A 21,453-nucleotide genomic window follows, 5' to 3' on the forward strand; every position below is an offset into this window, starting at 1 on the left:
CATCCCACGGATACCCCTGAACAGATGCAGAAGGCGCTCGACGCGGTGCGTGAGGGCAGCTGACAGCCACGTTTAACGGGAGAAAAGGATGCTGGAAGGACAGGTGGTTCTGGTAACCGGCGCGAGCCGTGGCATTGGCAGTGCGATTCTGGAACGCTTTGCCCGCGCCGGTGCCACGGTGATTGGAACAGCAACATCGGAATCCGGCGCTGCCGCCATCGCGGGCCGTATCAACGAGCAGGGCTGGCAGGGTGACGGTGTGGTCATGAACGTGGGTGATGCAGCGAGTGTCACCGAGGGCATCAAGGCGATTGGCCAGAATGTCGGTACACCAACAGTGCTGGTCAATAATGCCGGTGTGACCCGGGATGGTCTGGCCATGCGCATGAAGCCCGAGGACTGGGATGAGGTGATCAACACCAATCTCTCGGCCGTGTACCGCACCAGTCAGGCCGTGCTCAAGGGCATGATGAAAGCGCGCACCGGGCGCATCATCAACCTGAGTTCGGTGGTTGCCCGTATGGGGAACGCCGGGCAGATGAACTATGCCGCCAGCAAGGCGGGCATCGAGGGCATGACCCGTTCTCTGGCACGGGAGGTGGCAAGCCGTGGTATCACCGTCAATGCCATTGCTCCGGGGTTCATCGAAACGGACATGACGCGAGAGCTTGACGAAAGCCAGCGTGATGCCATGCTGTCAGCCATTCCGGCGGGTCGCCTCGGCGAGGCGGGGGAAGTGGCCGACCTGGCTGTGTTCCTCGCCTCCGAAGGGGCGGCCTACATCAATGGTGAGACGATTCATGTCAACGGTGGCATGTACATGAACTGAAGGAGGGCGTTCCCGCCATCACAGGGCGGGGGCGGCTTCCAGTCAGCCCCTTCCGGGTTGGTTGTCCGGCCCGGGGGATTCAACTAAACTGGCACGCCAGCACTGCTGGACGCACAAATGAGGACATTATGAGTACAGTTGAAGAGCGCGTTAAGAAGATTGTCTGTGAACAGCTGGGGGTAAAAGAGTCTGAAGTACAGAGCACTTCCTCCTTTGTAGAGGATCTGGGTGCCGACTCCCTGGACACGGTTGAGCTGGTCATGGCTCTTGAGGAAGAGTTCGAGACCGAGATCCCGGATGAGGAAGCCGAGAAGCTGACCACGGTCAAGGACGCGGTGGACTACATCGAATCCCACAGCAGCTGAACGGACCAACGCGGTTCGATCGGTACCAAAGCCGCCCTGAGAATGGGCGGCTTTTTTGATCGTGACTGGTTCAGGCAGCGGGAGCGGAGCTGATGCCCGAATGGATCTGGCCGGGAAATGACCCGGTGGTTCCGTCTGATGATCGGGGGCTGGCCTACGGGCACGGGGTTTTTGAGACTCTCAGGGTGACCCCGGCCGGCCCGGTCCTGCTGGAGGCGCACCGGGAGCGGCTTCTGGCCGGTTGCCATGCGCTTGGAATCCCGTTTGATGCGGACGGGCTGGATGCCTGGCAGCAGCAGGCCGCCGAACGCGGGCTGCTCGCGCCGCAGGCGCCGGCTGTGCTCAAGGTCACGGTTACGGCGGGCTCGGGTGGCAGGGGGTATCGGCCGCCTGACACTGTGTCTCCCAGGGTGATCTCGGCCCTGGTGCCGGCTCCGTCGGTGCCGCGTGAAGGCGCCAGGGTCCGTCTCTGCCAGCAGCCCCTGTCTTCCATGGCAGCGGGCGGCGGCTACAAGACCCTGGCACGCCTGGAGCAGGTGCTTGCCAGTGCCGAACTCTCAGACGGTGAGTTCGAGGGCCTGATGGCCGCGGGCGCTGGTTCCGGCTGGGTCGAGGGAACCCGTACCTGCCTGTTTTCCGTGGTCGATGGAACTCTCGTGACGCCGCCACGGGAGCAGCTCGCCGTCGCGGGAACTCTGCGGGAGTGGGTCGTGCGCAACGCGGGCCGCTTCGGCCTGGCGGTCGAGGAGCGGGCTCTGCTGGGCGCCGACTTCCGGAACCACGGGTTGCTTTTGGGTAACAGCGTCATGGGCCTGGTGCCCGTCAGCGAGTGTGGTGACAGTATCGTGCCGACCAACGTTGAGGCTAGGCGGCTGGTTGAGGATGTGAACAGGGAGCTTGGACTCGGGTGATGCGGTTGGTTAAGCGTGTTGTTGGTTTCATGCTCCTCCTGACTGCCGTAGCGGCAATCGCGGGCTGGCTGTTCATCGAGCAGCAGTTCCAGCGCATGGAGGAGCCGCTGGCGCTTGAGCATCCCGTCACCATCGAGATTGAGCGCGGGACCACCCTGCAGGGACTGGCGCGTGAGCTCGAGGCGCGGGGGCGTCTTCCCAGCGCTTTCTGGCTCCGGTTGCGGGCGCGCCTGGAGCCTGAACTGACGCAGCTGCAGTCCGGTGTGTATCAGCTTGAGGACGGCATGTCCCCACTGGCCTTTGTGCGTCGTGTGGTAGCAGGTGATACCCAGACCTGGACCGTGCGCATACCGGAAGGCTGGACGTTCGAACGGGTCCGCGCACGCCTGGCTGACGCGGAGCCTTTGCGCAATGAGCTGGAGGGCATGAGTGGTGAGGTGGTGATGGAGCGCTTAGGGCGCTCAGGCATGCACCCCGAGGGCTGGTTCTTCCCGGCGGTGTATGAATATGAGCATGGCGATTCGGAGCTGGATGTTCTGGAAAGGGCGCATGACCGCATGCAGCGGATTCTTTCCGGGGTCTGGCGGGATCGCCAGGAAAACCTGCCTCTGGATAGCCCCTATGAAGCCTTGATCCTGGCCTCGATTGTCGAGCTCGAGACGCCGCTCAGTGAGGAGAAACCCCGGGTCGCCGGTGTTTTCGTGCGGCGGCTGGAGCGGGGAATGCGTCTGCAGACGGATCCCACCGTGATCTATGGCATGGGCGATGATTACCAGGGCCGCATCGGCCACGCTGATCTGAGGGAATACACGCCCTACAACACCTACCGGATCGATGGTCTGCCGCCCACCCCCATCGGGATGCCGGGAGAGGCGTCGCTGCGGGCGGTGGTGAACCCGGCGGAAGGCGATGCCCTCTATTTTGTCGCCAAGGGTGATGGCTCCCATCAGTTCTCCAGCACGCTTGAAGGGCATAATGAGGCGGTGCGCCGGTATCAACTCAATCGCAGCGAGGACTACCGGTCCTTTCCGGCACCGGAGAACGGAGCAGACTGATGGCGCGCGGGCTTTTCATCACTTTTGAGGGGACCGAGGGGGTGGGAAAGTCCACCGCTATCCGCGGTGCCAGTGACTGGCTTACGCAAAAGGGTGTGGCGCACCGTGTGACCCGTGAACCGGGTGGTACGCCCATGGCGGAGGAGATCCGGGAACTGCTCCTGCGTTCCCGGGAGGAACCGGTCGACCGCACCTGCGAGCTGCTGCTGATGTTCGCGGCCCGGGCACAGCACCTGGCCCGTGTCATCCGGCCGGCGCTGGAAGCGGGAGAGTGGGTGCTCTGTGATCGTTTCACGGATGCCACCTACGCCTACCAGGGGGGTGGGCGAGAGCTGGATTCAGCACCGGTGGCGCAGCTTGAATCCCTGGTCCAGGGGGAAACGCTGCGCCCCGATGCCGTACTCTGGCTCGATGCGCCAGTGGAAACGGGCATGGCCCGGGTTGCCGGGCGTGGTGGGGAGCCGGACCGTTTTGAGCACGAACGGGTCCGGTTCTTTGAGCGCGTGCGCCAGGTTTACGAGGCGCGCGCCGGCAATCCTGCCAACCGTTACCGGCGTATTGATGCAGAAGTGACAGCGGATGAGGTCGCGGACGCTGTTCGAAGGACGATGGAGGAACTCCACAGGGAGTGGCCGTCCCTGCAATGATTGTTGTGCAGGGTTTCACAACCTCTGCTTTAATGAATGGATAGACCATGCGGGCAGAGGTATCACGCCCAGAGCTGCTGGAGGCCGAACGCTATGTTTGATGCCAGTCGGGTGCTTGACCCGTCGTTCCCCCACGATGATACCGATTTTCTCTGGCAGGGTATCGTTGATAACCATTACACCGATGAAACGGCCTACCTTGAGTCACTGCTGGCGCTGGCGGAGCCCGATGGGCGCGAGCGCCAGGCCATTGCGGACCGGGCCACAGGGCTGATCCGCAAGGTCCGGGAACAGGATGACTCCGTCCACATGGTGGATGCGCTTCTGCAGGAATACAGCCTGGATACTGAAGAGGGCATCCTGCTGATGTGCCTGGCGGAGGCGCTGATCCGGATTCCGGATGCGCATACCGCTGATGAGCTGATCCGCGACAAGATGGGTGACGCCGACTGGCGCAGGCACCTGGGGCGGAGCGAATCCGTCATGGTCAATGCCTCCACCTGGGGCATGCTGCTCACGGGTCGTGTGGTCAAGATGGACCCGGGGCTGGACGGCCATCCCAAATCCATCTGGCACAAGCTGGTGAACCGTGCCGGTGAGCCGGTGATCCGAAAGGCCATGTACCAGGCCATGGCGATCATGGGCCGCCAGTTCGTGCTAGGCCGCGATATTGATGAAGCCCTTCAGGAAGGCCGCCAGTACCGGGATCAGGGCTACAGCTACTCCTTCGATATGCTGGGGGAGGCGGCCCTCAACGAGTCCGACTCCTCGCGCTATTTCAATGATTACTGGACGGCGATTGAGGCGGTGGGCAATGACCGTTATCCCCGTGGCGAACGTCCGGTGCCCTCGGTTTCCATCAAGCTGTCCGCGTTGTACCCGCGCTATGAGCGTGCTCAGGAGGAAAGGGCAAAGACGGAACTCGTAAGGCGGCTGACCCGGCTGGTGACCTTTGCCCGGGAGAAGCAGGTGCCCCTGACGGTGGACGCGGAAGAAATGGACCGCCTTGAGCTCTCGCTGGAGATCTTCCGCAGTGTTTACGAGTCCGAAGCCGCGAAGGGCTGGGGGGAGCTGGGTCTCGCCGTGCAGGCCTACTCCAAGCCGGCGCTGCCGGTGCTGTGCTGGATTGCCGCTCTGGCGCGTCGCCAGGGGGATCGCATTCCTGTGCGGCTGGTCAAGGGAGCCTACTGGGATACCGAGATCAAGCACGCCCAGATGATGGGTGTTGAGACCTATCCGGTCTACACGCGCAAGGAAGGCACGGATGTGTGCTATCTGGCCTGTGCCCGGTTCCTGCTCAGTGACTACGCCCAGGGCTATATCTTCCCGCAGTTCGCCAGCCACAACGCACACACTGTGGCCTCGGTGCTGAACATGGCCGATGAGAACGGCGCGGAATACGAATTTCAGCGGCTCCACGGCATGGGCGATGCCCTCTATTCCGTGGTGATGGGCGAGGTCCCCAGGGTTCCCGTGCGGATCTACGCGCCGGTGGGCGCCCACAAGGATCTGCTGCCGTACCTGGTACGGCGGCTGCTGGAGAATGGTGCCAACTCCTCCTTTGTTCACCGCCTGGTGGATGCCGAGACGCCGATTGAGGATCTCATAGGGCACCCCGCGGATGCACTGCGGGCCCACAGCAGCCTGCCGGATCTACGGATTCCCCGGCCCCCGGAGATTTACGGGAGTGAACGACGCAATTCCCGTGGCCACAACCTGGCGGTATTGTCCGATCTCAGGCCCTTCCAGCAGGGTCTGGAGCGGTGGGCGGAACACCAGTGGAAGGCAACGCCGATCGTGAACGGGGAGCGCTGCGATTCGAATACCAGGACCCGGGTGATCAATCCCCACAACAGTGACCGGGTTGCCGGCGAGATCGCCTGGAGCCGTCAGGACATTGTCGAGAAGGCGCTGAGTACGGCCCACGAGGCCTTCGAGTCCTGGAACCGTACGCCAGCAGAGGAGCGGGCGAAGTGCCTGGAAGCCTATGCGGATCTGCTGGAGGCCAATGAGCATGAGCTGATTGCCCTGTGCAGCCGTGAGGCGGGTAAATCCCTGCCGGACGGTATTGCCGAGGTGCGCGAGGCCGTGGATTTCTGCCGCTACTACGCCATGCAGGCGCGCCGGCAGTTTGCCGAGCCCATGGAGATGCCAGGGCCCACCGGGGAATCCAACGAATACTACCTGGAAGGCCGCGGGGTGTTTCTGTGCATCAGCCCCTGGAACTTCCCGGTTGCGATCTTCACCGGCCAGATCATGGCGGCGCTGGCGGCGGGCAATACGGTACTGGCCAAGCCGGCGGAACAGACCAGCCTGATCGGTGGCCGGTGCGCGGAACTGATGCTGCAGGCCGGCTTCCCGCCGGGTGTGATCCAGTACCTGCCTGGTGACGGTGCGGGCATCGGCGGCCAGGTGCTTTCCGATCAGCGCCTTGCGGGTGTCACCTTCACCGGCTCCACTGGTGTTGCCCATCACATCAGTCGGACACTGGCCGCCCGGGAAGGGCCGATCATTCCGCTGATTGCGGAAACCGGCGGCCAGAACGCCATGATCGTGGACAGCAGTGCACTGCCGGAACAGGTGGTCAAGGACGTGATCATGTCCGCCTTCGGCAGTGCCGGCCAGCGTTGCTCGGCGCTCCGCGTACTGTATGTACAGGAGGATGTTGCCGACATCATCGAGGAAACGCTTGCCGGTGCCATGCGGGACCTGCGCCTGGGGGATCCCATCCGGGTTGAAACGGATGTCGGGCCGGTGGTCGACCAGGAAGCCTATGATGATCTCATGAAGCATGTGGCTGAGCTGCGTGAGCGTAACCGCCTGATCGGTGAGGCTCCGCTGCCCGACAATGCGGAGAAAGGCTACTTCGTGCCCCCTGTGGCCTATGAGATCAACGGCATGAAGGATCTGGACCGTGAATTCTTCGGGCCCATCCTGCACGTGGTCCGCTACGAGGCGCGCGAGCTCGACTCCGTGATCGACGAGATCAACGGAGCGGGCTATGGCCTTACCCTGGGCATTCACAGCCGCAGTGAATCCGCTGCCGCCTATATTGAGCGGCGGGTCAAAGTCGGCAATACCTATATCAACCGCAACCAGGTTGGTGCTGTGGTCGGCGTCCAGCCCTTTGGTGGACGTGGACTCTCCGGGACCGGCCCCAAGGCCGGTGGCCCCAACTACCTGCCGCGTTTCGCCACCGAGCGTGTCAGGACCAACAACACCACGGCGGCGGGTGGCAATGCGACCCTCCTGTCGCTGGGTGTGGAGGAAATCGGATGAACAACTATAAACGGGCATTCCCCGATGGAGCCGGATCATGATTGAAAACACAGTTGCAGTCACCTGGACCTTTATTCTCTACCTTGCAGTAATGCTGGCGCTGGGTGTCATTGCCTATATGCGCACCCAGAACCTGTCGGACTACATCCTTGGCGGGCGGAACCTGGGGCCGATTCCTTCGGCTCTGAGTGCCGGTGCCTCGGATATGAGCGGCTGGCTGCTGCTGGGGCTGCCCGGGGCGGCCTTTGCCAATGGTGTTGGCGCGAGCTGGATCGCCATCGGGCTGCTGGTGGGCACCTACCTGAACTGGCTGTTTGTGGCCAGGCGCCTGAGAAACTATTCGCAGGCGGCCAAGGACTCGCTCACGATCCCGTCCTTCCTGGAGAACCGTTTCCGGGATGACACACGGGCGCTGCGGGTTATCGCCGCTTTCTTCATTCTGCTGTTCTTCCTGTTCTATACCAGTTCAGGGCTGGTTGCCGGCGGTAAGCTCTTCGAGACCGTCTTTGGCCTCGAGTACCAGTGGGCAGTGATTGTGGGCACACTCGCGGTGGTATCCTATACGCTGTTCGGTGGCTTCCTGGCGGTATCCTGGACAGACGTGGTCCAGGGGCTTCTGATGTTGGCTGCTCTGATGCTGGTGCCGGTTCTCGCAATCAACAGTGGCGAGGTTGGCGGCTGGTCCGGCATGGAAGCGTCGCTGCTTGAGAAAGGGCAGGGTACGCTCTCGCTGTTCTCAGGTGCCGATGGAGAAGCGTTGGGAGCCATTGCGATCATCTCCTCGCTGGCCTGGGGGCTTGGCTATTTCGGGCAGCCCCACGTGCTTGCCCGCTTCAAGGCCATCAGCGATGAGTCCCTGGTACCCTATGCCCGCCGGGTCGCCGTTTCCTGGACTGCCATCACTCTGGTCGGCTCTGTGCTGGTAGGGCTGGCGGCCGTCGGTTACTTCGGGCCCGAGGGGCTGGAGGACCGTGAGACAGCGTTCATGATGCTGGTGGATGCGCTCTTCCACCCCGTGATTGCGGGCATCCTGCTGGCCGCCATTCTCGCCGCCATCATGAGCACGGCTGACTCGCAGCTGTTGGTGTCGTCGTCCGCGCTGGCGGAGGACTTCTACAAGGGCTTCTTCCGCCCAGACGCCGATGCTGTGGAGCTGGTCCGCATCGGCCGCGTCGCCGTGATCGTGATCGCGGTGATCGCCGGTGTGGTCGCGCTGGATGACGACAGCATGGTGCTGGACCTGGTCTCCTATGCATGGGCCGGCTTCGGTGCCGCTTTCGGTCCGGTCATCCTGCTGTCACTGTACTGGCCCCGGATGAACAAGATGGGTGCACTCGCGGGTGTGGTTGTCGGCGGCCTGACCGTGGTGGTCTGGAAGCAGCTCTCCGGCGGTCTGTTCGACATGTACGAGATCGTGCCCGGGTTCCTGTTCGCAGCCATTGCCGTCGTGATCGGTTCCATGGCGACCGGCGAGCCGGAGAAGGAGATTGCTGACGAGTTCGCCAAGGTTAACGGCTGACTCCATGGGCTGCCCCTAGGGGCGGCCTTGCACCCCGGATCAGCCCGGGTCTATGCTTGGCGCTTTTTAACGGAGCGCTGGCATGGCCCGGGTTGATCTTTCCCCCATTCATGACTTTCTTCCCTGCGCAACACCACAGCCCTGGATCGACGCCGCACTGGCGAACCAGGAACTGCTGCTCATTGATCATGCCCACTGCGAGAAGAAGGCCGCCTCAACGGCATTGGGCCTGATGTATCGCTATATGGAGGATCCGGATCTGCTGCATCGGATGTCCCGGCTCGCGCGCGAGGAGCTGCGGCACTTCGAGCAGGTGCTGTCGATCCTGCAGAAACGCGGCATCCAGTATCGGCATCTCACACCGGCCCGCTACGCCCAGGGGCTGCACCAGCATGCCCGTAAGGAGGAGCCGGGGCGGCTGGTGGATACCCTGATCATCGGCGGCATCATCGAGGCCCGGTCCTGCGAGCGTTTCTCGGTGCTGGCACCGCTTCTGGATGAGGAGCTGGCGGAATTCTATGATTCGCTGCTCAAGTCCGAGGCCCGTCACTACCAGGATTACCTCAGGCTTGCCGAGAAAGCGGCGGGTGACGAAGTGAAGGAGCGGGTTGAGAGGCTTCTGGCGGTGGAGGCGGAGCTGATCCAGTCACCGGATGACAGCTTCCGCTTCCACAGTGGTGTGCCGGACTGGCTGTGATCAGCCGGCCAGCTGCGCGAAGGGCACGCTGAGCAGTTCGGGGGAGGCTCCCGTCCGGGCTTCGATGTACCAGGCCTTTTCGTGCCAGTCGCCGGTCACATAACGTCTGGCGGGAGCGCCATTGGCTTCCAGCTCATGCACTGCTGGCCTGTGGGTATGGCCATGGATGAGCTGTTGCACCCCGTGGCGTTCCATGTCGGCCACCACCTCTTCCGGTGTGACGTCCATGATGGTCTGTTCCTTGCCCTGGTTTTTGGCCTGGCTGATTTCGCGCATCTGGCGGGCCACGGTCTGGCGGTCCGCCAGGGGGCGCTGGAGGAATGCCTTCTGCCACTGGGGGTTGCGCATGGTTGCACGGAATTTCTGGTATTCCTCATCCGCGGTACAGAGGCTGTCGCCATGCATCAGCAGGGTGGGTTCCCCATGGAGGTCGATGACTGTGGGGTCATCCAGCAATGTGGCGCCCACCCGGTCACAGAAGTCCTGACCGATGAGGAAATCCCGGTTGCCGTGCATCAGGTACAGGGCGGTGCCGGTGGCCGTCACCGCCTGAAGTGCCTCGGCAACCGTTTCCTGCAGGGGCGTGTGCTCGTCATCCCCGATCCAGGCCTCGAAGAAGTCTCCGAGAATGTAGAGCGCGTCAATGTTGTGGGCGTAGGCCGGGAGGAATCCCAGGAAAGCGTTGGTAATGTCCGGGCGGCTTTCCTCCAGGTGCAGGTCGGCAATGAAACGCGTGGTCATGCGTCCGCTCCCTCATTGGTGCGATAGGCCTGATGGATGATGACATCCTCCACCGGCACATCGCGGTGCCCGGCGCGGCCCGTGGTGGGTTTCTCACGGATCCGGTCGACCACGTCCATGCCTTCCACCACCTTACCGAAGACGCAGTAGCCCCAGCCGTCCTGGGTCTTGGCGGTGTGATCCAGGAAGCCGTTATCGTTGACATTGATGAAGAACTGGGAAGAGGCGGTATGCGGACTCATGGTGCGCGCCATGGCGATGGTGCCGCGCCGGTTGCTGAGGCCATTGTCCGCCTCGTTGGGAATCGGCTCACCGGGTTTGCGGGGCTCCATGTCCGGGCCGAAGCCGCCGGTCTGGATCATGAAGTTGCTGATGACCCTGTGGAAAATAAGGCCGTTGTAGAAACCCGAATCGATGTAGGCAAGGAAATTCCTGGTGGTGACGGGGGCGTTCTCCGCGTCGGTGGCCAGCAGGATGCGGCCTTCGCTGGTTTCCAGAACGACCATGAGATTATATCCTTTCGCGTCCAAATGGGCCGTATTGTAAGGCATCGTTTTCCGCCATGCATGAGATCGTGGCGGTGAGCAGGTACAATGGCGGCTTTCAAATCAACCCGGTGGTGTCACAGCATCCATGAGTTCCGAATCAGCTCCGGCCAGCAACTTCATCCGAACCCTCATCCAGGACGACCTTGCCGAAGGCCGTCATGACCACGTCGTCACCCGGTTCCCACCGGAGCCCAATGGCTACCTGCATATCGGTCACGCCAAGTCGATCGTAGTCAACTTCGGCATGGCCGAGCAGTTCGGCGGCGACTGTACCCTGCGTTTTGACGACACCAACCCGGAGAAAGAGAGCCAGGAGTACATCGAGGCGATCAAACGGGACGTGACATGGCTGGGTTATGAGTGGAAAGGGCCGGTTCGCTACGCCTCGGATTATTTTGAGCGCCTCTATGAATACGCCGAGGAGCTGATCCGTGGCGGCCATGCCTATGTCTGCAGCCTGGATCCGGAAACCGCCGCGCAGTATCGGGGGACATTGACCCAGGCCGGCACGGACAGCCCCTATCGGGATCGCTCCGTCGAGGAGAACCTGGACCTCTTCCGGCGCATGCGGGCCGGGGAATTCGCCGAAGGTGAGCATGTGCTGCGGGCGAAGATCGACATGGCGTCCCCGAACATGAACATGCGCGATCCGATCCTTTACCGCATCCGGTACCTGACGCACCACCAGACCGGGGACAAGTGGTGCATCTACCCGATGTATGACTTCACGCATCCGCTCTCCGATGCGGAAGAGGGCGTGACCCATTCCCTGTGCACCCTGGAATTCGAGGACCACCGGCCGCTGTATGACTGGGTTCTGGAACACGTGACCCCGCCGTGCCGCCCGCGCCAGACCGAGTTCGCACGCCTGAATGTGAACTACACCATCACCAGCAAGCGCAAGCTGATGCGGCTGGTGGACGAGGGCCATGTGGATGCCTGGAATGACCCGCGCATGCCGACCCTCTCGGGTATGCGCCGGCGCGGCTTCACCCCGGCTTCCATCCGCCAGTTCTGCGATATGGTGGGCGTGAACAAGACCGGCGGCACCGTGGACCTGGGCATGCTCGAACACGCCATCCGGGATGACCTGAACCGCAACGCGCCCCGCGCCATGTGTGTCCTGCGGCCTGTCAAACTGATCCTGACCAATTATCCGGAAGGGCAGGCCGAGACCCTGACCACGGCGGTACATCCCCAGGACGAATCCATGGGAACCCGCGAGGTGACCTGGACGCGCGAGATGTACATCGACGCGGAGGACTTCGTGGAGGTGCCGCCCAACAAGAAGTGGAAGCGGCTCTCAAAGGGCAATGCCGTGCGCCTGCGTGGCGGCTATGTCATCACCTGCAATGATTTTGTTGCCGATGACGAAGGCAATGTGACCGAGATCCATGCCGAGTACGACCCGGAGACCCTGGGAGTGAATCCCGAGGGTTACAAGCCCAAGGGTGTCATCCACTGGGTCTCTGCCGAGACCGCGGTGGACCTTGAGCTGCGCCTCTATGACCGGCTTTTCGGGGTGGAGAATCCGGGCACCGACAAGGAGCGGGATTTTGTCGAGGATCTCAACCCGGACAACCTCGTGGTTCTGACAGGCTGCAAGGGAGAGGCGAACCTCGCCTCGCCGCGCGCGGATATTCCCTACCAGTTCGAGCGCGAGGGCTATTTCTTCTTTGATCCCGAGGCCAGCAGTGAAGGCCGGATCGTGATGAACCGTACCGTCACCCTGCGTGACTCCTGGGCCAAGATCAGCGGCCAGTAAATCGAGACCGGAAAGGATGGAGACCCCGTGATCCAGCTCTACAGTACGCTCAGTCGTCGCAAGGAAACCTTCCAGCCCATCGTGGAGGGAAAGGTCGGCATCTACGTCTGCGGTATGACGGTCTACGATTACTGTCACCTTGGCCATGCCCGGGTGCTGGTGGCTTTCGATGTGGTAACGCGCTACCTGCGCCACCGCGGTTACGACGTGCACTACGTGCGCAACATCACCGACATTGACGACAAGATCCTGGATCGCGCGCGGGAGAACGGCGAGGACTTCCGGGCGCTGACCGACCGCATGATTGCCGCCATGCACGAGGACGAGGGTGCCCTCGGCGTGCTGCGCCCTAGCGAGGAGCCCAGGGCCACCGAGACCATTGATGAGATGGTGGCCATGATCGAGACCCTCGTTGAGAAGGGCCATGCCTACCAGGGCGACAACGGCGATGTGTATTTCGCCGTGTCCAGTTTCGACGGCTATGGCAAGCTCAGCCGCAAGAAGCTCGAGGACCTGGTGGCCGGCGCCCGTGTGGACGTGGTCGAGGCCAAGGCCAGCCCGGCGGATTTCGTTCTGTGGAAGGCCGCCAAACCCGGTGAGGTCAGCTGGCCCTCGCCCTGGGGCGATGGGCGCCCTGGCTGGCACATCGAGTGCTCGGCCATGTCCCGCTCACACCTGGGGCGGACCTTCGACATCCATGGCGGCGGCCCGGACCTCATGTTCCCGCACCACGAGAACGAGATCGCCCAGTCCGAGTGCGCCCATGAGCAGCCATTCGTGAACTACTGGATGCACGCCGGGGCCGTGCGGGTGAACCACGAAAAGATGTCAAAATCCCTGGGTAACTTCTTCACTATCCGGGATATTCTCCAGGAACACGATCCGGAAGTGGTGCGCTACTTCCTGATCGCCAGCCATTACCGCAGCCAGATTGACTACACCCCGGACAGCCTGGCGGAAGCCAAGGGCGCACTGATGAAGTTCTACCAGGCGCTGGATGGCATCGAGCCCGAGACGGACCCGGCGGAGACGGCGTATGACAGCCGCTTCGTGGAAGCCATGGATGATGACTTCAATACGGTTGAGGCCACAGCCGAGCTGCATGCCCTGACGGGCGAACTGAACCGGGCGCGGCGCAACGGGGATGAAGCGGAAGCGGCCCGGCTGGCCGGGGTTCTGAAACGGCTCGGCGCCGTGCTTGGCGTGCTGGAGCGGGCGCCCTCCGACTTTCTCCAGGGCGGCACCGGGGATCTCACACCAGAGCGCATCGAGGAACTGATTGAAGCGCGTTCCCGGGCCAAGAAATCGAAGGACTTTGCCGAGGCCGACCGCATCCGGGATGAGCTCCTCGAACAGGGTATTGTCCTTGAGGACAGCCGCGAAGGCACGACCTGGCGCCGGGAGTAGGGCGCCTGTCCTTTTGCGGTACGTTTGGCTTAGAATACGCACACCCAGAATACGTGGTCGCCGGGCCAGCGCTTACCGGTCCGGTTATTCCGCATAAAAACGTCTTAAAAACAGCAATCTGAGGCACAAAGATGACAGAACGCGTGAATGCAGGCGGCCTGCAGGTCGCCCGAATCCTGTACGACTTTGTTAACAACGAAGCCCTGCCGGGAACCGGTGTGGACGCCGACCAGTTCTGGAACGAGTTCGGCCGCATCGTGGCGGACATGGCGCCGCGCAACCGTGAACTGCTCAAGGTCCGGGATGAACTGCAGGAGAAGCTGGACGACTGGCACCGCGAGCACCAGGGCCAGTCCATCGACCTGAACGAGTACAAGACCTTCCTCAAGGACATCGGCTACCTCAAGCCGGAAGGCGAAGACTTCACCGCAACCACGGAGAACGTGGATAAAGAGATCGCCCAGGTGGCTGGTCCTCAGCTGGTGGTACCGATCTCCAACGCACGCTTCGCGCTGAACGCCGCCAATGCGCGCTGGGGCAGTCTCTATGACGCCGTCTACGGTTCCGACATCATCTCCGAGGAAGGCGGCGCCACCAAGGGCCCGGGTTACAACCCGGTGCGTGGCGAGAAGGTTATCGCCTACGCCCGCGCCATGCTGGATGAGTCCGCACCGCTGGCCAGCGGCAGCCATGCGGACGCCACAGGCTACCGGGTTGACGGTGGGCAGCTGAAAGTAACCCTGAACAGTGGCAGCGAGGCCGGCCTGAAGGATCCGGCCCAGTTCGTGGGCTACAAGGGCTCTGAAAGCGAGCCGGAAGGCATCCTGCTGGTGCGCAACGGCGTGCATTTCGAGATCCAGATCGACGCCAGCCACCCGATTGGCAAGGACGACGCGGCGCACGTCAAGGACGTGCTCATGGAATCCGCGCTGACCACGATCATGGACTGCGAGGACTCCGTGGCGGCCGTGGACGCTGAGGACAAGACCGGCGTCTACCGCAACTGGCTGGGCCTGATGCAGGGCAACCTGGAGGAAAGCTTCGAGAAGGGCGGCAAGACCGTCACCCGGAGCATGGCTGGCGACCGTGAGTACCTGGATGCCAGTGGCAAGCCCATGAGTCTTCACGGCCGCAGCCTGATGCTGGTGCGTAACGTCGGCCACCTGATGACCAACGATGCCATCCTGGATGTGGACGGCAACGAGGTGCCGGAAGGCCTCATGGACGGCATGATCACCTCCCTGATCGCCATCCATGACCTCAAGGGCAACAACCGGGTGGGCAACAGCCGTACCGGCAGTGTCTACATCGTGAAGCCCAAGATGCATGGACCGGACGAGGTGGCCTTCACCAACGAACTCTTCGGCCGCGTCGAGGATGCGCTGGGCATGAAGCGCAATACCCTCAAGGTGGGCGTGATGGATGAGGAGCGCCGCACCACGGTCAACCTCAAGGAGTGCATCCGCCAGGCGAAGGACCGGATCATCTTCATCAATACCGGCTTCCTGGACCGCACTGGTGACGAGATCCATACCAGCATGGAAGCCGGGCCGGTGATCCGTAAGGGCGAGATGAAGCAGGCGCCCTGGATGACCAGCTACGAGGACTGGAACGTGGACATCGGCCTCGAAACCGGCCTCAAGGGCCGCGCGCAGATCGGCAAGGGCATGTGGCCCATGCCGGACAAGCTGGCGGCGATGATGGATGCCAAGATCAGCCACCCGAAAGCGGGCGCCAACACGGCCTGGGTACCGTCACCGACGGCAGCGACCCTGCACGCCATTCATTACCACCAGGTGAACGTGATGGATGTGCAGGGAGAGCTGAGCAAGCGTGAGCGCGCCAGCCTGGACAACATCCTGACCGTGCCGCTGATGAAGGATCCGTCCGTGCTGAGCCAGGAAGACATCAAGCAGGAGCTGGACAATAACGCCCAGGGTATCCTCGGCTATGTGGTGCGCTGGATCGAGGAAGGGGTCGGTTGCTCCAAGGTGCCGGACATCAATGATGTCGGCCTGATGGAGGACCGCGCCACGCTGCGGATCGCGTCCCAGCTGCTGTGCAACTGGCTGTATCACGGCATCTGCACGGAAGAGCAGGTGATGGAGACGCTCAAGCGCATGGCGAAGGTTGTGGACCGCCAGAACGAAGGCGACCCGAACTACATCCCGATGGCGGATGATTTCGAGGGCAACGTGGCTTTCCAGGCGGCCTGTGACCTGATCTTCAAGGGCCGTGAGCAGCCGAGTGGCTATACCGAGCCGCTGCTGCACGCCTATCGTCGCAAGGCAAAAGCCAAGTACGGTCAGTGAGGCAGGAGTTGAACTGACTGGTATAAGACCCCGCTTCGGCGGGGTTTTTTGTGTGCGGGGGGGGAAGGTGGCGGGTAACGCTTCCGGGACACGCTGTGAATACCTTTTAGCTGCGCTGTCCTGCTCCGCTAAAAGGTCCAGGGCTTACTTCCTGTAAGCCCGTTTACGCTCAGTCGCGTAAACCCCTGTACGCTTGTCTTCCGCCATCCATGGCTCCAGACAGTCCCGGACAGCGTTACCCGCCACCTTCCTCAGGCGCTTTTCGGGGAGTCAGCCGTGGCGTTCGGCGGCTTCCAGGGTGTTCTGCAGCAGCATGGCGATGGTCATGGGGCCCACGCCGCCGGGCACCGGGGTGATCCAGGCAGCGCGCTCGGCAGCCGGGGCAAATTCCACGTCACCGATCAGCTTGCCTTCCTCGTTGCGGTTGATGCCCACATCAATGACCGTCGCGCCTTCCTTGACCCAGTCGCCATGGACCAGGCCCGGTTTGCCGGCGGCGGCAATGAGAAGGTCCGCGTCCGCCACAAAGCGGGGCAGGTCACCAGTGAACCGGTGCGCTACGGTAACGGTGGCGCCTTTGAGCAGCAGTTCCATGGAAAGAGGGCGGCCGACGATGTTGGAGGCACCCACGATGACCGCGTGCTGGCCCTTGTAGGGCGTGCCGATATGGTCAAGAAGGTGGATGATGCCGGCCGGTGTGCAGGGGCGCAGTTCCGGATGGCGCTGGGTCAGGCGGCCCAGGTTGTAGGGGTGGAAGCCATCCACATCCTTGTCCGGGCGGATGCGCAGCAGGATCTCGTCCGGGTTCATGTGCTCGGGCAGGGGCAGCTGCACGAGGATGCCGTCGATGTTCGGATCCTCGTTCATCCGGTCCACCAACTGGTTCAGTTCGTCCTGAGTGGTTTCCGCCGGCAGATGGTGATCTTCAGTATGCAGGCCGGCGGCGTCACAGGCTTCGCGTTTGCGCTTCACATAGAGGTTGGACGCGGGATCGCTGCCCACCAGCACAACACCCAGACCCGGCGGCCGCAGGCCCTGGCTGATCCGCTGGCTCACTTTTTCCGCTACGGAGTGGCGGAGATCCAGGGCGATAGCCTTGCCGTCAATGATCTGCGCTGTCATGTAAGGGCCTTGTGACGGTGGTTCGGGAAAAGCGGCATTGTCGCAGTTTTACGCTCAGCCGCCAATCATGTTGACGCTGTTCACAGCCCTCGGTATGATTCGCTCCAACTTCGCTGAGAGCCGGCGTGGGTGAGTTTTTCGGGGTATAGCGCAGTCTGGTAGCGCGCCTGCTTTGGGAGCAGGATGTCGGGAGTTCAAATCTCTCTACCCCGACCAGTTTCAGGTACTCACTGGGCGGGCCGTTGTGGGCGGATGGATGAACGTGCGCTCGTAGCTCAGTTGGATAGAGCAACGGCCTTCTAAGCCGTAGGTCGCAGGTTCAAGTCCTGCCGGGCGCGCCAACTTTCTGGCACGCGGCGTTTGGTGAAGTCCTTTAGGTGCGTTAGAATCGCGCCTCTCAGTGGTGGACGTAGCTCAGTTGGTAGAGCTCAGGATTGTGACTCCTGCGGTCGAGGGTTCGATCCCCTTCGTCCACCCCATTTTTTCTATTTCCGGCCATCAGGGCTGACCTCTTTTTTATGGGCGAAAGTGGCGGAACTGGTAGACGCGCTGGATTTAGGTTCCAGTGGGGCAACCCGTGAGAGTTCGAGTCTCTCCTTTCGCACCACTTCTTTCCCTTTCCCGGATCTTTCCCTATCGGAGTGCGCGGTCAGAACGTGATAGAATCAGCGCCCCGAAAGCCGCGGCCTTGCCAAGTCGCGTTCACATTTCTATGATCCCCGGCTTTACATTGAATCGGAACGGCAATAACTGAGGATATTCCATGCAAGTCTCCCTTGAATCGACGTCCAACATCGAGCGTCGCATGACGATTGGCGTGCCCGCGGAGGAAGTTGAGCAGCAGGTCGATGAACGCCTGCGCGAAGCCGCGAAACAGGTTCGTCTCAACGGTTTCCGTCCGGGCAAGGTTCCCATGAAGGTCGTGCGCAAGCGCTTTGGCCAGGGCGTACGCCAGGAAGTTCTCGGCGAAGTGATGCGTAATGCCTGGATGGAGGCGATCCAGGAGCAGGACGTACAGCCGGCGAGCCAGCCGCGGTTTGAGCCCCAGACCGTGGAGGAAGGCAAGGACTTTGAATTTGTTGCCGTTTTCGAGGTCATGCCCGAGATCCAGGTGGGCGACCTGAGCCAGATCAGTGTTGAGAAGCCCTGGTCCGAAGTACAGGACAAGGACATCAACAAGATGATCGACAACCTGCGCCGCCAGCAGGCGACCTACAAAGAGGTCAAGCGCAAGGCCAAGAAGAAGGACGTCATGACCATCGACTTCACCGGCACCATCGACGGTGAGGAATTCGAGGGCGGCAGCGGCGAGGACCAGCAGCTGACTCTTGGAGACGGCCAGATGATCGCCGGTTTTGAGGACCAGCTGGTAGGCGCCAAGACCGGTGAGGAGCATACCCTTGATGTGACCTTCCCGGAAGATTACCAGAACGAGGAACTGGCGGGTAAGCAGGCCCAGTTCCAGGTGACGGTCAAGAAGGTTGAGGAACCGCAGCTGCCCACCCTCGATAAGGAATTCTTCGAGCAGTTCGGCGTTGAAGCCGAGACCGAGGAGGAGTTCCGCGAGGAAGTGCGCAAGAACATGGAGCGCGAGCTCAAGAACGGCATCCAGAACCGCATCAAGCAGCAGGTCATTGACGGCCTCCTCGAGGTTACAGAGCTGGAAGTGCCCCAGGGCATGGTCGATCAGGAGATCGAGCGCATGAAGCAGGAGGCGGTGCAGCAGTTCGGTGGCCAGATGGATCCTTCACAGCTGCCTTCCGAGCTGTTCCAGGATCAGGCCCAGCGCCGCATCAAGACCGGTCTGCTGTTCCAGCAGCTGGTGCAGGACGCGAATCTTGAGGTGGACAGCGAGCGGGTTGATGAGAAGATCCGCGAGATCGCCTCCACCTATCAGGATCCGGATGAAGTGGTCGAGTACTACAACAACAACGAGGAAGAAAAGCAGCAGATTGAATCCTCGGTGCTTGAGGATCAGGTTGTGGACCACGTCCTTGAAAATGCCAAGGTCAAGCAGAAGAAATACAAGTATGAGGATGCTGTGAAGCCGCCCCAGCAGGGTGCGTGAGGCTCCGGGGGTGAAAACCCGGCCAGCTCGTCTACAATTGGGGTTCTGAAACCCGCCATACAGGCAACAACCGGGAGACGACAATACCCATGACACAGCAGATATCCGACGGCGCGAGCGACGTCACCAATTCCGGTCTGATCCCGATGGTGATCGAGCAGACCGCCCGGGGTGAACGGTCCTTTGACATCTTCTCCCGGCTGCTCAAGGAGCGCGTGATCTTTCTGGTGGGGCCAGTGGATGACCATACGGCCAACCTGATTGTTGCGCAGCTGCTGTTCCTGGAGTCCGAGAATCCGGACAAGGACATCCATTTCTACATCAATTCGCCGGGTGGGGCAGTGACTGCCGGCATGGCGATCTATGACACCATGCAGTTCATCAAGTCCGATGTCTCCACGCTCTGCGTGGGCCAGGCGGCGTCCATGGGTGCTCTGCTGTTGGCAGCGGGCGCGCAGGGCAAGCGCTATTGTCTGCCCAATTCGAAGGTCATGATCCACCAGCCGCTGGGCGGTTTCCAGGGTCAGGCCTCGGACATTGAGATCCACACCCGCGAGATCCTGAAGACCAAGGAGCGGCTGAACAGCATCCTGGCGGAGCACACCGGCCAGAGCTATGAACAGATCGCCCAGGATACGGACCGGGACAACTTCATGGACGCTGCGGAGTCAGCGGAGTATGGCCTCGTTGATGCCGTACTTGATAAACGCTCGGGGAATACCTAATACTGGTATCAATCCCGATTTCTGTCGCTCGACCGTGGCACACGGTCAATGCAAGGCGGCCGGAACCAGAACAGAGGTAATCCAATGGCAGAGAAAGGTAGCGGCAGGGGCGACGATAACGGCAAGCTGCTGTACTGTTCCTTCTGCGGCAAGAGCCAGCATGAGGTCCGCAAGCTGATCGCGGGCCCGTCGGTGTTCATCTGCGATGAATGCGTGGATCTTTGCAACGACATCATCCGCGAGGAAATCCAGGAGACCACCGAGGAAGAGCCGAGCGACCGTCTGCCCTCTCCCCACGAGATCAAGGAAACGCTGGACGAGTACGTGATCGGCCAGGACCGTGCCAAGGTGGTGCTGTCCGTGGCCGTGTATAACCACTACAAGCGTCTGCGTTTCGGTGAGAAGCGCCCGGAAGTGGAGCTCGGCAAGAGCAACATCCTGCTGATCGGCCCCACGGGCAGCGGCAAGACGCTTCTGGCGGAGACACTGGCACGCATGCTCAACGTTCCGTTCACCATTGCGGACGCCACCACGCTGACCGAGGCTGGCTATGTGGGTGAGGACGTTGAGAACATCATCCAGAAGCTGCTGCAGAAGTGCGACTACGATGTGGACAAGGCCCAGCGCGGCATTGTCTACATTGACGAGATCGACAAGGTCTCGCGCAAGTCGGACAACCCCTCCATTACCCGTGACGTCTCGGGTGAGGGTGTGCAGCAGGCCCTGCTCAAGCTGATTGAGGGCACGGTCGCATCCGTGCCGCCCCAGGGTGGCCGCAAGCATCCGCAGCAGGAATTCCTGCAGGTGGATACCGCGGGCATGCTGTTCATCTGTGGCGGTGCCTTCTCGGGGCTGGACAAGGTGATCCGGGAGCGCTCCGAGAAGACCAGTATCGGTTTTGCGGCCCAGGTGGTCGGTCAGTCTGATAGCAAGAGCACATCCGAGATCCTGAAGCACATTGAGACGCAGGATCTGGTGAGCTACGGCCTGATTCCCGAGTTCGTGGGCCGTCTGCCCGTTGTGGCGACCCTCACGGAGCTGGACGAGGATGCCCTGATCGAGATCCTGACCCAGCCCAAGAACGCGCTGACCAAGCAGTATCAGCAGCTGTTCGAGATCGAGGACGTGGAGCTGGATTTCCGCGAGGACGCACTGCGTGCAGTGGCCCGCAAGGCCATGGAACGCAACACCGGTGCCCGGGGGCTGCGCTCCATCATGGAAGGCATCCTTCTGGATACCATGTATGAGATCCCCTCCGAGCCGGATGTGTGCAAGGTTGTGATTGATGAAGGTGTGGTCAACGGGGAATCCGACCCGATCAAGATCTACGCCAACAATGAAACCGCCCGCGCGGTTCCGGAGGACTGATTCCGGTATCCCTGTTTTCAGCCCGTCTGTCAGTTTCCGGCTGGCAGGCGGGTTGAAGCCGCCCCTCTTAACCCCCATTCTCTAGAGAGTCAGCG

17 protein-coding genes and 4 tRNA genes are annotated in these 21,453 nt (G+C 61.8%); 18 read left to right on the forward strand and 3 right to left on the reverse strand.

Annotated features, from left to right (window positions below; all coding sequences use genetic code 11):
• Nucleotides 1-88 precede the first annotated feature (88 nt).
• The 8 genes from fabG (at nucleotide 89) to QZ501_RS08115 (ending at nucleotide 9,302) form a co-directional block, all read left to right on the forward strand.
• Nucleotides 89-829 carry a 3-oxoacyl-ACP reductase FabG gene (fabG, locus tag QZ501_RS08080; RefSeq protein ID WP_160898839.1) on the forward strand — a complete coding sequence of 247 codons (741 nt, stop codon included), beginning with the start codon at nucleotides 89-91 and terminating at the stop codon, nucleotides 827-829.
• 128 nt (nucleotides 830-957) lie between these two features.
• A complete protein-coding gene (gene acpP, locus QZ501_RS08085; protein ID WP_077531530.1) occupies nucleotides 958-1,194 on the forward strand; it encodes an acyl carrier protein in 237 nt (78 codons plus the stop codon).
• 92 nt (nucleotides 1,195-1,286) lie between these two features.
• Nucleotides 1,287-2,105 (forward strand): aminotransferase class IV, encoded by an 819-nt coding sequence (locus QZ501_RS08090; protein ID WP_295718638.1) that lies wholly within the window; start codon nucleotides 1,287-1,289, stop codon nucleotides 2,103-2,105.
• 29 nt (nucleotides 2,106-2,134) lie between these two features.
• Nucleotides 2,135-3,160, forward strand: a complete 1,026-nt coding sequence (gene mltG, locus QZ501_RS08095; protein WP_295718641.1) for an endolytic transglycosylase MltG — start codon at nucleotides 2,135-2,137, stop codon at nucleotides 3,158-3,160.
• Nucleotides 3,160-3,807 carry a dTMP kinase gene (gene tmk / locus QZ501_RS08100; RefSeq protein ID WP_192497257.1) on the forward strand — a complete coding sequence of 216 codons (648 nt, stop codon included), beginning with the start codon at nucleotides 3,160-3,162 and terminating at the stop codon, nucleotides 3,805-3,807. The genes mltG and tmk overlap by 1 nt, the downstream gene beginning before the upstream one ends.
• Nucleotides 3,808-3,900: 93 nt before the next feature.
• Nucleotides 3,901-7,086, forward strand: a complete 3,186-nt coding sequence (gene putA / locus QZ501_RS08105; protein ID WP_160898836.1) for a bifunctional proline dehydrogenase/L-glutamate gamma-semialdehyde dehydrogenase PutA — start codon at nucleotides 3,901-3,903, stop codon at nucleotides 7,084-7,086.
• 37 nt (nucleotides 7,087-7,123) lie between these two features.
• Nucleotides 7,124-8,605, forward strand: a complete 1,482-nt coding sequence (putP, locus tag QZ501_RS08110; RefSeq protein WP_202405639.1) for a sodium/proline symporter PutP — start codon at nucleotides 7,124-7,126, stop codon at nucleotides 8,603-8,605.
• An 82-nt stretch (nucleotides 8,606-8,687) separates the two neighbouring features.
• On the forward strand, nucleotides 8,688-9,302 hold the full coding sequence (locus tag QZ501_RS08115) for a tRNA-(ms[2]io[6]A)-hydroxylase (RefSeq protein ID WP_295718647.1): 615 nt from the start codon (nucleotides 8,688-8,690) through the stop codon (nucleotides 9,300-9,302).
• On the opposite strand, the gene QZ501_RS08120 is transcribed toward QZ501_RS08115, so the two are convergent.
• Together QZ501_RS08120 and QZ501_RS08125 are read right to left on the reverse strand one after the other, a co-directional pair.
• The gene (locus tag QZ501_RS08120; protein ID WP_295718649.1) at nucleotides 9,303-10,043 is read right to left on the reverse strand and encodes a UDP-2,3-diacylglucosamine diphosphatase; all 741 of its coding nucleotides are present in this window, start codon (nucleotides 10,041-10,043) and stop codon (nucleotides 9,303-9,305) included.
• Nucleotides 10,040-10,549: a peptidylprolyl isomerase gene (locus tag QZ501_RS08125; protein ID WP_151439403.1), complete on the reverse strand. Its 510-nt coding sequence runs from the start codon at nucleotides 10,547-10,549 to the stop codon at nucleotides 10,040-10,042. Before QZ501_RS08125 ends, QZ501_RS08120 begins: the two co-directional genes overlap by 4 nt.
• 127 nt (nucleotides 10,550-10,676) lie before the next feature.
• Between QZ501_RS08125 and QZ501_RS08130 the strand changes: the two genes are divergently transcribed.
• The 3 genes from QZ501_RS08130 to QZ501_RS08140 all read left to right on the forward strand — a co-directional run bounded on the left by QZ501_RS08130 (nucleotide 10,677) and on the right by QZ501_RS08140 (nucleotide 16,075).
• Complete coding sequence (locus QZ501_RS08130; protein WP_151439404.1) at nucleotides 10,677-12,356, forward strand: glutamine--tRNA ligase/YqeY domain fusion protein; 1,680 nt, start codon at nucleotides 10,677-10,679, stop codon at nucleotides 12,354-12,356.
• Between the two features lie 30 nt (nucleotides 12,357-12,386).
• A complete protein-coding gene (cysS, locus tag QZ501_RS08135) occupies nucleotides 12,387-13,763 on the forward strand; it encodes a cysteine--tRNA ligase (protein WP_295718663.1) in 1,377 nt (458 codons plus the stop codon).
• A 131-nt stretch (nucleotides 13,764-13,894) separates the two neighbouring features.
• A complete protein-coding gene (locus tag QZ501_RS08140) occupies nucleotides 13,895-16,075 on the forward strand; it encodes a malate synthase G (protein WP_295718652.1) in 2,181 nt (726 codons plus the stop codon).
• Between the two features lie 270 nt (nucleotides 16,076-16,345).
• Here QZ501_RS08140 and folD read toward each other — a convergent pair whose 3' ends face one another.
• Nucleotides 16,346-17,197 (reverse strand): bifunctional methylenetetrahydrofolate dehydrogenase/methenyltetrahydrofolate cyclohydrolase FolD, encoded by an 852-nt coding sequence (gene folD, locus QZ501_RS08145; protein WP_160898830.1) that lies wholly within the window; start codon nucleotides 17,195-17,197, stop codon nucleotides 16,346-16,348.
• A 139-nt stretch (nucleotides 17,198-17,336) separates the two neighbouring features.
• Between folD and QZ501_RS08150 the strand changes: the two genes are divergently transcribed.
• From QZ501_RS08150 to clpX, 7 genes are all read left to right on the forward strand, one after another.
• Nucleotides 17,337-17,413: transfer RNA gene (locus QZ501_RS08150), tRNA-Pro, on the forward strand.
• A 48-nt stretch (nucleotides 17,414-17,461) separates the two neighbouring features.
• Nucleotides 17,462-17,538: transfer RNA gene (locus tag QZ501_RS08155), tRNA-Arg, on the forward strand.
• A 62-nt stretch (nucleotides 17,539-17,600) separates the two neighbouring features.
• A tRNA-His gene (locus tag QZ501_RS08160) sits at nucleotides 17,601-17,676 on the forward strand.
• A 43-nt stretch (nucleotides 17,677-17,719) separates the two neighbouring features.
• Nucleotides 17,720-17,804, forward strand: a tRNA-Leu gene (locus QZ501_RS08165).
• Between the two features lie 156 nt (nucleotides 17,805-17,960).
• Nucleotides 17,961-19,265 (forward strand): trigger factor, encoded by a 1,305-nt coding sequence (gene tig, locus QZ501_RS08170; RefSeq protein ID WP_295718655.1) that lies wholly within the window; start codon nucleotides 17,961-17,963, stop codon nucleotides 19,263-19,265.
• An 89-nt stretch (nucleotides 19,266-19,354) separates the two neighbouring features.
• On the forward strand, nucleotides 19,355-19,990 hold the full coding sequence (gene clpP / locus QZ501_RS08175) for an ATP-dependent Clp endopeptidase proteolytic subunit ClpP (protein ID WP_095617011.1): 636 nt from the start codon (nucleotides 19,355-19,357) through the stop codon (nucleotides 19,988-19,990).
• A gap of 84 nt (nucleotides 19,991-20,074) precedes the next feature.
• Complete coding sequence (clpX, locus tag QZ501_RS08180; protein WP_077531515.1) at nucleotides 20,075-21,358, forward strand: ATP-dependent Clp protease ATP-binding subunit ClpX; 1,284 nt, start codon at nucleotides 20,075-20,077, stop codon at nucleotides 21,356-21,358.
• Nucleotides 21,359-21,453 lie beyond the last annotated feature (95 nt).

It is taken from the genome of uncultured Halovibrio sp., from assembly GCF_913056445.1.
Lineage (GTDB): Bacteria > Pseudomonadota > Gammaproteobacteria > Pseudomonadales > Oleiphilaceae > Halospina > Halospina utahensis_B.